Origin of the sequence: Alcanivorax sediminis (assembly GCF_009601165.1) — a bacterium.
Classification (GTDB): domain Bacteria; phylum Pseudomonadota; class Gammaproteobacteria; order Pseudomonadales; family Alcanivoracaceae; genus Alcanivorax; species Alcanivorax sediminis.
In genome coordinates this window covers 2,623,202-2,635,149 of sequence record NZ_WIRE01000001.1, presented here as the reverse complement: position 1 = coordinate 2,635,149, position 11,948 = coordinate 2,623,202, and the positions used below count along the sequence as shown (strand labels likewise).

At 57.0% G+C, this 11,948-nt stretch carries 14 protein-coding genes; 13 read left to right on the top strand and 1 reads right to left on the bottom strand.

Annotation, left to right across the window (positions count from 1 at the left end):
- Positions 1-9 precede the first annotated feature (9 nt).
- From ccoO to GFN93_RS11990, 12 genes are all read left to right on the top strand, one after another.
- The gene (gene ccoO, locus GFN93_RS12045; protein ID WP_153501312.1) at positions 10-645 is read left to right on the top strand and encodes a cytochrome-c oxidase, cbb3-type subunit II; all 636 of its coding nucleotides are present in this window, start codon (positions 10-12) and stop codon (positions 643-645) included.
- A complete protein-coding gene (locus GFN93_RS12040; protein ID WP_153501311.1) occupies positions 642-794 on the top strand; it encodes a cbb3-type cytochrome oxidase subunit 3 in 153 nt (50 codons plus the stop codon). The genes ccoO and GFN93_RS12040 overlap by 4 nt, the downstream gene beginning before the upstream one ends.
- A complete protein-coding gene (gene ccoP / locus GFN93_RS12035) occupies positions 791-1,702 on the top strand; it encodes a cytochrome-c oxidase, cbb3-type subunit III (protein ID WP_153501310.1) in 912 nt (303 codons plus the stop codon). Before GFN93_RS12040 ends, ccoP begins: the two co-directional genes overlap by 4 nt.
- Positions 1,703-1,784: 82 nt before the next feature.
- On the top strand, positions 1,785-3,194 hold the full coding sequence (gene ccoG / locus GFN93_RS12030; protein WP_153501309.1) for a cytochrome c oxidase accessory protein CcoG: 1,410 nt from the start codon (positions 1,785-1,787) through the stop codon (positions 3,192-3,194).
- Entirely contained in the window at positions 3,163-3,684 is a 522-nt protein-coding gene (locus tag GFN93_RS12025) for a FixH family protein (RefSeq protein ID WP_153501308.1), read from the top strand. Before ccoG ends, GFN93_RS12025 begins: the two co-directional genes overlap by 32 nt.
- Positions 3,681-6,071, top strand: coding sequence for a heavy metal translocating P-type ATPase (locus GFN93_RS12020; protein WP_153501307.1), 2,391 nt, complete (start codon positions 3,681-3,683; stop codon positions 6,069-6,071). Before GFN93_RS12025 ends, GFN93_RS12020 begins: the two co-directional genes overlap by 4 nt.
- Positions 6,035-6,268: a cbb3-type cytochrome oxidase assembly protein CcoS gene (ccoS, locus tag GFN93_RS12015; protein WP_153501306.1), complete on the top strand. Its 234-nt coding sequence runs from the start codon at positions 6,035-6,037 to the stop codon at positions 6,266-6,268. The genes GFN93_RS12020 and ccoS overlap by 37 nt, the downstream gene beginning before the upstream one ends.
- On the top strand, positions 6,255-7,052 hold the full coding sequence (locus GFN93_RS12010) for a sulfite exporter TauE/SafE family protein (protein ID WP_235901819.1): 798 nt from the start codon (positions 6,255-6,257) through the stop codon (positions 7,050-7,052). Before ccoS ends, GFN93_RS12010 begins: the two co-directional genes overlap by 14 nt.
- A 65-nt stretch (positions 7,053-7,117) precedes the next feature.
- Positions 7,118-8,491, top strand: a complete 1,374-nt coding sequence (gene hemN / locus GFN93_RS12005) for an oxygen-independent coproporphyrinogen III oxidase (RefSeq protein ID WP_328594588.1) — start codon at positions 7,118-7,120, stop codon at positions 8,489-8,491.
- 68 nt (positions 8,492-8,559) lie between these two features.
- On the top strand, positions 8,560-9,273 hold the full coding sequence (fnr, locus tag GFN93_RS12000) for a fumarate/nitrate reduction transcriptional regulator Fnr (RefSeq protein ID WP_328594587.1): 714 nt from the start codon (positions 8,560-8,562) through the stop codon (positions 9,271-9,273).
- Positions 9,270-10,187, top strand: a complete 918-nt coding sequence (locus GFN93_RS11995; protein WP_328594585.1) for a universal stress protein — start codon at positions 9,270-9,272, stop codon at positions 10,185-10,187. The genes fnr and GFN93_RS11995 overlap by 4 nt, the downstream gene beginning before the upstream one ends.
- A gap of 14 nt (positions 10,188-10,201) precedes the next feature.
- Entirely contained in the window at positions 10,202-10,507 is a 306-nt protein-coding gene (locus tag GFN93_RS11990; RefSeq protein WP_153501303.1) for a sll1863 family stress response protein, read from the top strand.
- An 82-nt stretch (positions 10,508-10,589) separates the two neighbouring features.
- Here GFN93_RS11990 and yaaA read toward each other — a convergent pair whose 3' ends face one another.
- A complete protein-coding gene (gene yaaA, locus GFN93_RS11985) occupies positions 10,590-11,363 on the bottom strand; it encodes a peroxide stress protein YaaA (RefSeq protein WP_153501302.1) in 774 nt (257 codons plus the stop codon).
- A 73-nt stretch (positions 11,364-11,436) separates the two neighbouring features.
- On the opposite strand from yaaA, the gene GFN93_RS11980 reads away from it, so the two are divergent.
- Entirely contained in the window at positions 11,437-11,928 is a 492-nt protein-coding gene (locus tag GFN93_RS11980; protein WP_153501301.1) for a hypothetical protein, read from the top strand.
- The last annotated feature ends 20 nt before the right edge of the window (positions 11,929-11,948 follow it).

The window sequence follows — 11,948 nt, the reverse complement described above, 5'->3', positions numbered from 1 at the left end:
GAGAACGACATGTCCAATGCCCATGAAAGAGTGGAAAAAAATGTCGGCCTCATGATCGTGCTGACGTTGATCGCGGTAAGTTTTGGTGGCCTGGCAGAGATTGTGCCGCTGTTCTGGCAGAAAGCCACAACCGAACCGCTGGAAACCCTGCGCCCCTATACCGCGCTGGAAATGGAAGGCCGGGATATTTATATCCGTGAAGGCTGTCATGTGTGTCACACCCAGATGGTGCGCCCGCTACGAGCAGAAACCGAGCGTTACGGTGCCTACTCTGTGGCCGGTGAAGATGTCTGGGAGCACCCGTTCCTGTGGGGCTCCAAGCGGACTGGCCCGGATCTGGCCCGTGTCGGCATCCGTCCGATTACCGAACAGTGGCATCGCGAGCACCTTCGCGATCCTCGTCAGGTGGTGCCTGAATCCAACATGCCCGCCTACCCCTGGCTGGAAACCACGCCGGTGAACTGGAAGCACACCGAGCGCAAGTTGCGGGTGTTCAAGGACATGTTCGGCGTACCTTACAGCGAAGATGACCTGAACCAGCAAATGGCCAAGATTGAAGGCGAGTGGGCTGATGCCACTGAAGAAGATGCCCTGGTTGCCTACCTGCTGTCGCTGGGTCAGGAACGCAAGGAGGCCATCCAATGAGCTACCACGCCTTGTTGACACTGGTGTTCTTCGTGACGTTCATCGTCATGGTGGGCTGGGTGTATCGCCCCAGCCGCAAGCAGGATTATGAAAAGCTGGGTGAGATTGCAATGGAAAAAGATCGCAATCACCAAGGGGGTGAGCAATGAGCGATTTCTGGAGTTGGTTCATTATCGTGATTGTTGCCATCAACCTGCTGGGTTGTGCCGGTTTGCTGCTGTGGAACAAGCAGATCTCCCCGGAGGAGGCAGCAAAGGAAACCACTGGCCATAGCTTTGACGGCATCGTCGAGCGCAACTCTCCCCTGCCCCGCTGGTGGCTGGGGTTGTTCATCGGCACGCTGATTTTTGCCTGTGTCTATCTGGCTTTGTACCCGGGGCTGGGCAAGTTTGAAGGTGTCCTGGGCTGGACCAGTGCCAACCAGTACGACAGTGAAGTTTCCTTGATGGAGCGCCAGACCGGTCCGCTGTTTGATCAGTATGCCCAGGTCCCTGTTGAAGAACTGATCAATTATCCAGAAGCGCTGGCGGTAGGTGGCCGACTGTTTGCCAACAACTGTGCCATTTGCCACGGTTCAGATGCCCGCGGAGCCAAGGGGTACCCGAATCTGGCGGATGATGACTGGCTATATGGCGGAGAGCCGGCCCAGATCGTCACCAGTATTACTGCTGGCCGCAAGGGCATGATGCCCCCCATGGCGGCAGCGATTGGTAACACTGACGAAGCGGTGCGGGATATGGCGATTTATGTACAGAGCCTGAGCCGTCCGGATCTTGCCAAGGATGCGGCCAAGTCTGCTGCCATTGAGCGTGCCAAGCCCAAGTTCATGATGTGTGCGGCCTGCCATGGCCCGGATGGCAAGGGTAACCAGATGTTGGGAGCGCCGAACCTGACCGATGCCGTTTGGCTCTACGGTCCCAGGATTGAGGATATTGAACACACCCTCCGCCAGGGGCGTAGCGGTAACATGCCCGCGCACGAATCCCTGCTCTCTCCGGAGCGGATTCACGTAATCGCCTCCTACGTGTACAGCCTCTCACAACCTGCTCAGCAATAGCGCAGGTAGGACAATCTGCCGCAGTGCCAGCGAGGCTGCACTGCGGCAGAATTGTTAGATATCACGTCCTTGGAGGTCAGCCATGTCAGACCCTCGTCGCATCGAGGTCAACGACGCCAGCCCCGACGGTGCCGTCAGTCTCTATAGCAAGCGGGAACGGATCCAGGTCAAGGCCACGTCTGGACGCTTTCAGACCATTCGCAACATCACCATCCTCAGCACGATGGGTGTTTACCTGTTGTTGCCGTGGCTGCGCTGGGATGGCCAGCAGGCCGTGTTGTTTGATCTGCCTGGTCGGCAATTTCGTATCTTCGGCATGACCTTCTGGCCGCAGGACTTTCTGTTCCTTTCCTGGTCGTTGATCATTGCCGCCTTTGCCTTGTTCTTCTTTACCGTACTGGCGGGGCGTGTGTACTGCGGTTATGTGTGCCCGCAAACCACCTGGACCCGTTTTTTTCAGTGGATTGAGCACTGGCTGGAGGGTGATCGGCATAGCCGCCTGAAGATGGATGCGGCACCCTGGACAGCCAGCAAGATCCTGCGCCGTGGTTCCAAGCATGTGCTTTGGCTGCTATTGGCATTTCTCACCGGCCTGACGTTCGTTGGCTATTTCTCGCCGATTACCGATTTGTCTGCCCGGATCCTGACATTTGGCTGGGGGGGCTGGGAATTGTTCTGGGTAGGCTTCTTCACCGTGGCCACCTATGGCAATGCCGGCTTTATGCGTGAGCAGGTGTGCCTGTACATGTGTCCCTATGCCCGCTTCCAGAGTGTGATGTTCGACCGCAACACCTTGATCGTGTCCTACGACGAGGAAAGAGGCGAACCTCGCGGCAAAGGTGCCAAGAAAAAACAGGCCGATACGGAGAATCCTTTAGGTGACTGTATCGACTGTGGCATGTGCGTCCAGGTCTGCCCCACTGGCATCGATATCCGTGACGGCCTGCAATATGAGTGCATTACCTGTGCCGCCTGTATTGATGCCTGCGACGATGTAATGGATCACATCAATAAACCCCGTGGCCTGATTCGCTACACCACGGAAAATGCGCTGGAGCACAAGCCTTCCAGCGTTATTCGGCCTCGCCTGATCGGATACGGGGCGGCGTTACTGGTGATGGGCACTCTGTTCATGGCCAGCCTGTATGGCCGGGTGCCACTGCAGGTGGATGTGCTGCGCGATCGCAACCAGCTGTATCGCACCACCAGCGCGGGCAACATCGAGAATATTTACCGGTTGGTGATTCTCAACAAGAGCCAACAGGCACAGCGTTATGAGCTGATTCTGGATGGCCCGGAAGGTTTGAGTATGGAAACCAACAAAACCTTCACGCTGCAGGGCGGCCAGACACTGAATCTGCCCGTCACGGTCAGTTACGATCCTTATGTGAATGAAGTCCCCTCCTCCACTATCTGGTTCACTGTCAGATCGCTGGATGACCCTGATCTGGAGAAGCGCCATGAATCACGATTCATCGCACCTGGACGGTGATGAAAAGGCCTGGTATCGCCATCCTTTCCTTTGGATGGCGATCCTGCTGCCTGCCACTGCGGTGGTTGCCGGCCTGATCACCCTCTATATCGCCATTGTGAACGCCGACGACCCGGTGGTGGATGAGTGGTACAAGGAAGGCAAGGCCATCAACCGTTCTGCAGAACAGGAGCAGCTGGCGGCAAGACTGGGTATTCGCCTTGAACTGTCACAGGTGGGTGCCGGGGTGCAGGCTCGCCTGCTGGCCGATACCGCGATTCCCATGCCCTCTTCCATCAAGGTGGCCATGCGTCATCCCACGCTGGCAGACCGGGATGTGGTGATTGAGCTGGTTAACCTGGAAGACAATCAGTACCGCGGGGACGGTGTTCTACCCCAGGATGGTCGTCGCAATGTCACCGTGACTGCTGAGGGGAATCACTGGCGTTTGTACCAGACCATCTTCACCGATAGTGACAATCTGCACCTGGGAGCCGTACCGGCTTCATGACCGACTCCTGCTGGCACTGTGGCAACCCTGCTCCATCCGGAGCGTTTGAGGCGCGCACCCCAGAAGGCGCGCGTGATGCGTGCTGTCCTGGATGTGCAGCAGCCATAGAAACCATCTACGGTCTTGGGCTGGATGATTATTACAGCGTCAGGGAAAGCGAAGCGCCTGTGCCGGATGAAACCCGTACGGCCCTCAACCGCGCACTGTTCCGCGTTCCGGAACTGGTGGCTCCGCACATCAGCGATATTCCTGGCGGGCAGCGTCTCAAGTTACAGCTGGGTGGCCTGACCTGTGCTGCCTGTAGCTGGCTCATCGAGAAAGCCGTTCGTGAACAGCCCGGTGTAACTGCGGTGTCGGTCAACCTGGCCGGAATGACTCTGTTGGTGGATTTCGATGGCAAGGCGGATGCCGAAGCCACCGCTGAGCGGGTGCTTCGCCTCGGCTATACCGTCACCCTGCCAGGAGACCCTTCGCAAACCCAACAGCAAAAACGCGAACAGCGCCAGCTGGTAGGCCGACTGGCCCTGGCAGGTTTGGGTGCCATGCAGGCCATGATGTACGCCACCGCACTTTACATCGGAGCTTTCGATGGCAAGGACGCGGTGTATGAATGGGTCTTTCGCATCGCCAGCCTGTTGGTGGCTACGCCGGTGGTGTTCTATGCGGGCTGGCCATTTTTTCAGGGAGCCTGGCTTGGCCTGAGGCGCGCGAGACTCACCATGGATGTGCCTATCGCATTGGCTCTGTTGCTCGCCTGGGGCGGGAGCCTGGTGGTGATGGCCACCGGTGGGCGACATGTCTATTTCGATTCCGCGGCCATGTTTGTGTTCTTTCTTCTGACCAGCCGCTGGCTTGAACAACGGCAGCGGCGTGCCATTCATGAGAGCTATCAACAATTGGGCGATACCCTGCCCCAGGCGGTTCGACGTATTGATGATGGTGGCCTGCCGGTCTGGATCAGTGTCCGGCAGGTGCAACCGGGCGATCAGCTGCAGTTGATTCAGGGTGATACGGTACCGGTGGATGCCGTTGTCGTGAATGGCGAAGCAGCGCTGGACGAATCGGCTTTCACGGGGGAATCCCTGCCGGTGCGCAGAAGCCTGGGAGATAGCATCCATGCCGGCACCCGCGTAGCCGAAGGGGGGCTGGTAGTAGAAGCCAGTGGTACGGTGTCGAGTAGCCTGATGGCGCAAATTGGCGAGCAGGTGGATCGTGCCCAGCAGGAACGTATGGAGGTAGTCAGAGACTGGCAACAGGTTGCCCCGCTGTTTACGGCTGGGGTGCTGGTGCTGGCGGCCTTCACCATGGCGTGGCACTGGTCATCGGGTCCCGCCGTTGCATTCGAGCATACGTTGGCCGTGTTGGTGGTGACGTGTCCATGCGCCTTGGCGCTGGCGGTACCGCTTACCCTTTCCGCCACCCTCGGGGCGGCACTCAAGAATGGTGTGCTGGTCGCCTCACCGAGGCAGTTACTCAAGCTGCCGACGGTGAAAGGTGCCATTTTCGACAAGACCGGTACGCTGACCACGGGGCAATTCTCCATAGTAGAAATCCGTAAATCAGTCACGACGGGGTGCGCGCTTTCAGAGGACGAGCTTCTCGCCATAGCCGCTGCACTGGAGTGGCAGAACCCTCACCCTTTGGCCCGTGCTTTTCAGCATGTGGTGCGTGATGCTGCGGTGCACGATGTCGTCACCACACGGTCCGGGGCAGAGGGAGTGCGTCATCATCAGCAGTGGCGCATCGGTGGTGATCCTGAGAGTGCTCGCGACGGCACCACCTGTCTCGCTCTTTATGCAGATAATCAACTGCAGCTTCAGCTTTTGCTGGAGGATACCCTTCGTGAGGAATCGGAAAGGGTTGTCAGTCGGCTGCGTGACCAGGGCATCATCAGCCGAATGGCCACGGGTGACAACGCCGGTGCTGCCAGCAAGATTGCGGCACTGGCCGGGATTGGGGAATGGCAGGCCGGTATGACACCGGATGACAAACAACGCTGGGTGGAAACACTGGAGCAGAGCGCGCCGCAGATGATCGTGGGTGATGGCATCAACGATGCCAACGCCATGCTCGCTGCGTCGGTGTCTGTGGCGACGGCCAATGCGACCAGTCTTACCCAGCGTGCAGCCGGTCTGTACCTGCTGCATGACCGCCTGGATGCCACTCCTGCCCTGCCCGCCCTGGCTCGGCGTTGCCAATCGCTGATTCGTCAGAACCTGAGTTGGGCGCTACTTTATAACGTGATTGCTGTACCGTTCGCCGTGGCAGGATGGATTCCTCCCTGGGCAGCGGCCATCGGCATGTCTGCCAGCTCTCTGTTGGTTACTTTTAACGCATCCCGGATAAGTCGATGGAAATTGTCATCCTCCTCATCCCGTTGGCGCTGATTTTTTTAGGCGGAGCCATCGCTTTCCTGTTCTGGGCCTTGCGTAAGGATCAGTTCGAAGATCTGGATAATGCTTCCTGGCGAGTCGTCTTTGATGACCGTGAGCAGCGCCGTGACCGAGGAAAACGCCGGCCAGACCCATCGGCTCAAAGCGACAGCCAACCCAGGGCGGACAGGCAAAACCATGATGAACCCTGAATCCTTGCTGGCCCTGCTAGCCAGCAGCGCCATCATCGCGGCGACCGGCAGTATCCACTGTGTGGGGATGTGTGGCGGTATCAGTAGTGCGCTGACTTTTGCGGTTCCGGAGCATCAACGCCAGGGGGCCGCGCTGTGGTGGTGGCAAGCGGTTCTCGGGCTGGGGCGGGTGACCACATATACGCTGCTCGGCCTCCTTGCAGGTAGCCTTGGCAACAAACTGCTCGGTTGGCTTCCCGGTCCTTCCATGGCGTTCGGACTGGCGCTTTCCGGTGTCCTGATGCTACTGCTGGCAATGCATTTATCTGGTAAGGGTGGCCTTCTTGCTCATCTGGAGCGGCTTGGCCAGGGACTTTGGCGAACCCTCCAGCCCCTCACACGAAAGCTCATGCCGCTGGATCATCCGCTAAAGGCCTGGTTACTTGGCATGCTATGGGGCTTTCTGCCTTGTGGTTTGGTCTATACCGCGTTGGCCCTGGCTGCAACCAGTGGTGAGGCATTCACCGGGGGCGCGGTTATGGCCGTGTTTGGTGCCATCACGGTTATTCCGGTAGCCACCACGGGGGTCGTGGCGTCACAGTTGCAGGCTTTTCGAGGGCCAAAAGCCCGCAAAATAGCCGTTGGACTGACTCTGGTGCTGGCGGTGCTGTTCCTGTTCATGGCGTGGCAGATGGCAAACGGTGAAGGCCATGCCATGCATCAGCATGCTGCCAAGCTGGAGCCCACCCTGGGGAATGACGCACTCCCCCAGGGCCATTCTGAGACTCATCACCATGACCATTGATCCATATCAAGGTTGGTGCTGGTTGGCAGCGTGATAATCCTCCCATCTTTGTGGGAGGAACAATTGTGGTCGAATGGAATGAATCACTGATCCATCAGTACGGCGGCCCCGGGCCCCGGTACACCTCCTATCCGACCGCCCCCAACTTCCACTCCGGTATTACCGAGGATGATCTGGTCGCCGCCGTGCAAGAAGGCAACGCCGCACGGCGGCCCCTGTCACTGTATTTCCATATCCCGTTCTGCAGCACGGTTTGTTACTACTGTGGCTGCAATCGCATTATCACCGCCAACCGCGCTCGGGCTGGAGAATACCTCAAGCACTTGAAGCATGAGATTCGCATGCGCTCGGCCATGATCGATGATCGACGTCAGGTGACCCAGATTCACTGGGGGGGTGGTACTCCGACCTATCTCAGCGATGCACAAATGACCGAGCTGGTTTACGACATGGCCCGGCACTTCAACTTGCGTGAGGATGACCGGGGTGACTATGCCATCGAGATTGATCCGAGAACTGTAGATCGTTCGCGGTTGGGGCTGCTGCGGGGGCTGGGGTTCAATCGTGTCAGCCTGGGAGTCCAGGATCTGGACCCCGGCGTTCAGGAGGCGGTAAACCGAATCCAGTCCTGGGAAATGATCCGAGACACCATGCACTGGGCAAGAGATTTCGGTTTCCGCTCCATCAATCTGGATCTGATCAGTGGGCTGCCACGCCAGTCAGAAGCCTCCATGATGCGCACCCTGGACAAGATCATTACGCTGAAACCGGAACGAATCTCGCTGTATAACTACGCGCACTTGCCAGACCGCTTCAAGGTACAACGACAGATCAACAGTCATGAACTGCCCTCCCCGGAGGAGAAAGTAAGGATGTATGTCCGGGCTGGTGAGATGTTGCAAAGTGCCGGCTATCGCTTCATTGGCATGGATCACTTCGCTCTGGAGACCGATGAAATGGCAGTGGCGCAGAAGAATGGGCTACTGCACCGGAATTTTCAGGGATACAGTCTGCATGGTGATGCAGACCTGATCGCCATGGGGGTTAGCGCCATTAGTCAGATTGGCGATTTATACGTCCAGAACGAGAAAGGCATCGAGCAGTGGCAAACCCGGGTCGAAAATGGCCAGATCCCTATTGAAAAAGGCTATCTGCTAACTTCGGATGATCGCATTCGCCAAGATGTCATCATGCGCTTGCTGTGCGACCTTCATCTGGATATCCCCGCCTTTGAGCAGCGTTGGGGCGTCAATTTTGCTGAAACCTTTGCCGACGCGCTCCAGCGCTGGGCTTTTTTCGCCGATCAGGGCCTGGTGACCCTGTCGGCGGATCATTTGAAAATCACCGATCAGGGCCGGCTGGTCAGCCGGGCCCTGGTGCAGCCTTTTGATCAATACATGACTGAGAAGCCGACAGTAAAATATAGCCGTATTCTCTGAGTGATTATTGACGCTGTTGGACTACACTGACAGTGTCTTTACGCAGCGTAAGATTTGGGAGTTACCCCGTGTCACAGCATGTTTCCTGTAGCGAATGCAGCCTTAGTCCGGTTTGTCTGCCTCTGGCTGTTGCCCCCGCCCAGCTGGACCAGCTGGACAATATTATTCACCGAGGCCGCCCGCTAAAGCGTGGCGAGCACCTGTTCCGTGCTTCGGACAGCTTTGAGGCGGTCTATGCCGTGCGATCCGGTGCCATCAAGACCTATGTGCTGAGTGATCAGGGGGATGAGCAGGTCACTGGTTTTTACCTGCCCGGGGAAGTGCTTGGCATGGATGGGATCAGTACCGCTCATCACATTTCCAATGCCAAAGCGCTTGAAACGGCCACAGTCTGTGAAATCCCCTTCTCGCAGCTGGAAGCGTTGTCGCAGAAAATTCCGTCTTTACAGCATCATTTTTTCAGTCTGATGAGTAATGAAATTCGGGCTGATCGTGAGCTACACATGCTGCTCAGCAAGAAGAATGCGGATGACCGAGTGGCATCCCTGCTACTTTCGCTGTCGGCTCGTCATCAGCGCCGAGGCCTGAGTCACCGTGCTTTTCGACTGCCCATGTCTCGCTATGACATTGCCAACTACCTTGGCCTGGCGGTTGAAACAGTGAGTCGCATTTTCACTCGTTTCCAGCAAAACGGCTGGTTGCGAGCAGAAGGCCGTGAGGTAGAGATTCTCGATCGTGGCAAACTGTGTGGTCATGATCCTGCCCTGGAGGATTCCCTGTGACACAGCCTGTCATGGTCGTGCTGGATACCGATCTCAAGTCGCCTCAGCCCGCTTTTGAGAAGGCCAAGCAGTTGGCCGCCGCCCGTGGCACCTCGCTCGTTATTGCCGTTAACGGTTATTGCTCCGCCATGGTGCGTGCGGTGGGTTATGACAAGCAGAGACTGGAGGCCGCCACGACCCAAATTCGTCATGCCTGGGAGAAGAGGATCGCGTCACTGGCCCACGGCATGACCTGCAGCGCGCACGTGCTGTGGGAAAAGCGTGAAATCGATGCGCTGCGCGACATCATCCTCCAATTCAACCCCGCCGTGCTGGTGGTGCACACCAGTGCCGAGAGTGGTTTGAAGCGACACTTGTTCACCCCGCGTGACTGGCAGCTGATCCGCAAGGCGCCATGTGATGTGCTTTGTATCCACAGCCAACCCTGGCAGAACCCGCCTTCTCTACTACTGGCGGTGGACCCTGAGACGGGCAAGGATGAGGTTGACTCATTGTCGGTGAAAGTCACCGCGCAGGCGCAGGCGATAGCGCAGCAGCTGGATGGCTCGCTGAAAGTCTGCCATGTCATGGATGCGGTAGACGACAGCCTGGTGCTGCTCATGGGGGAAGCCCTGTCCGAGTTCAGTGGCAGCCTTGAAGATATCAAGGAGAGCCAGAAAGCGGTATTCAAGCGGTTCGCCAGTGGCCAGGGTTTTGCCTCTGATCAATTGGTCATGCTTGAGGGGGCTGTGGCCCCTACCCTGTCCCACTACTGCAAAGATAACGACGTAGATTTGCTGATTGTCGGTACCGTGCACCGAAAGCTGCCAGAACGGCTGCTACTGGGAGCCACTGCCGAAGCCGTTATAACCCGGGCCAGCTGTGATGTGCTGGTGGTTAAGCCTGATGATTTTCAGACCCCCTGGAAATCCTGATTACGGAGAAGACCATGTCAGAGAAAAAGGACTTTGTAGATTCTGTCCGTCAGAAACTGGAAGACTGGGATTATCAGCGTGACCGCCTGGCGGCTCGCATTGGCGATCTCAGCCACGAGTGGCGAGAGGAAGCCGAAGAGAAGCTGTCGGAATTCAATGAACAGCGGAAAGAGTTTGAAGCCAAGCTGGAAGACCTGGAGTCCCGCAGCGAAGATGCCTGGCAGGACATCAAGGATGGTCTCGAAATTGCCTGGGATGGCCTCAAAACCGGTCTTCTGGCGGCCAGAAGCGAGTTTGAAAACAAGGACAAGGATAACTAATCGGTATTGAGTTGCGAGTGTTGAAACGCAAAGCCTGGTCAATGTCGGATTTTGCGTTTCCTGCTTGCACTCGTCCGCCTGCCTATTGTTCTCCTCTTCTGAATACCGGCTTGTCTGCCGTGGATTCGTCTTCGCAGTAGCGATAGCCCGCCACATCGAAATTCACCAGTTTTGCAGGGTCTTTAATCCCCTTCTTCAGAATCCAGGCGGCCATTAACCCTCGCGCTTTCTTCGCGTAAAAACTGATTACCTTGAACTTGCAGTTTTTCTCGTCCTGGAATACAGGCTCGATGATGCGGCCGTGTATATCTTTGGCTTTCACAGATTTGAAGTATTCATTAGAGGCGAGATTGACCAGGACATCCGTTTTCAATGCTTTCATATCCGCATTGAGCTGATCAGTGATAGTGTGGCCCCAGAATGCATAGAGATCCTTTCCTCGATCATTGTCGAGCTTGGTGCCCATTTCCAGGCGGTACGGCTGCATAAGATCGAGTGGGCGTAATACACCATAGAGGCCTGAGAGCATGCGGAAATGACTCTGCGCCCGCTCTAACTGGGAGTCGGTAAACGTTTCGATCTCAAGGCCAGTGTAGACATCGCCCTTGAACGCAAACGCTGCCGGGCGAGCATTTTTTTTGTTGAAGGGGCGCTGCCATTGAGCGAACCGCTCCACATTCAGGTGCGCGATTTTGTCACTGACCTTCATCAGGCTGGCCACATCCGCCGGTGATAGCTGGCGCGCCCGATCGATGAGAACCTCGCTGTCATCGAGCATGCGAGGCTGCGTGGTTTTCAAGGTGGGCAAAGGGCTTTCATAATCCAGCGTTTTGGCCGGGGAAACTACGATCAGCATGATGTTCTCCTTTACATGTCGCTGTGGGATTATATGAATCAAAGCAGCGCAGGTCTGCACATGAGGAGGTGAAATGCGCCTATTGCTGTTATTAACGATGTTGATCGCCGTGGTCACGCTGTTGCTTGCCAGTTGGCAGCGAGGCAAGCGAGTGTTTGCGGTCACCGCGACAATCGTCGCCATAGTGTCGTCCGTGGTGATATACGGGGTTGTCAATCCAGGCAAGCGTGATCAGGTCACCCTCCCGCCGGAGGGCATCCGCGTGGAAGTGGCTGACATGGTGAGCTCCGAATCGGGGGTGCGATTCACCGGGACGATATTTAATGACAGTGACCTGGATCTGGCAGGCATTACCCTGCAGGCAAGCGCCTTTGCCTGCAGCAATGGCGCCTCAGGAGCAAGCGATTGCGACGTTATTGATCAGCAACAGCAGTTACTCCAGCTCTTCATCCCTGCGGGCAGGCATTACTCTTTCGCATTGGTTGCGCGGCATCCGGAGGCCGGCAAGAAGCCGGATAAGTGGGATATTACCCCCCTGTCGAAACTGGCCTACCCCTCTCTCTGATTGGCCCGGACTGGCAAGAT

What these genes read in the sequence shown, in the direction of transcription:
- GFN93_RS12025 (WP_153501308.1), top strand. Translation starts at nt 3,163, where the DNA reads ATGAATCACGATTCATCGCACCTGGACGGTGATGAAAAGGCCTGGTAT.
- GFN93_RS11980 (WP_153501301.1), top strand. Translation starts at nt 11,437, where the DNA reads ATGCGCCTATTGCTGTTATTAACGATGTTGATCGCCGTGGTCACGCTG.
- ccoG (WP_153501309.1), top strand. Translation starts at nt 1,785, where the DNA reads ATGTCAGACCCTCGTCGCATCGAGGTCAACGACGCCAGCCCCGACGGT.
- yaaA (WP_153501302.1), bottom strand. Translation starts at nt 11,363, where the DNA reads ATGCTGATCGTAGTTTCCCCGGCCAAAACGCTGGATTATGAAAGCCCT.
- GFN93_RS11990 (WP_153501303.1), top strand. Translation starts at nt 10,202, where the DNA reads ATGTCAGAGAAAAAGGACTTTGTAGATTCTGTCCGTCAGAAACTGGAA.
- GFN93_RS12040 (WP_153501311.1), top strand. Translation starts at nt 642, where the DNA reads ATGAGCTACCACGCCTTGTTGACACTGGTGTTCTTCGTGACGTTCATC.
- ccoO (WP_153501312.1), top strand. Translation starts at nt 10, where the DNA reads ATGTCCAATGCCCATGAAAGAGTGGAAAAAAATGTCGGCCTCATGATC.
- ccoP (WP_153501310.1), top strand. Translation starts at nt 791, where the DNA reads ATGAGCGATTTCTGGAGTTGGTTCATTATCGTGATTGTTGCCATCAAC.
- ccoS (WP_153501306.1), top strand. Translation starts at nt 6,035, where the DNA reads ATGGAAATTGTCATCCTCCTCATCCCGTTGGCGCTGATTTTTTTAGGC.
- GFN93_RS12010 (WP_235901819.1), top strand. Translation starts at nt 6,255, where the DNA reads ATGATGAACCCTGAATCCTTGCTGGCCCTGCTAGCCAGCAGCGCCATC.
- GFN93_RS12020 (WP_153501307.1), top strand. Translation starts at nt 3,681, where the DNA reads ATGACCGACTCCTGCTGGCACTGTGGCAACCCTGCTCCATCCGGAGCG.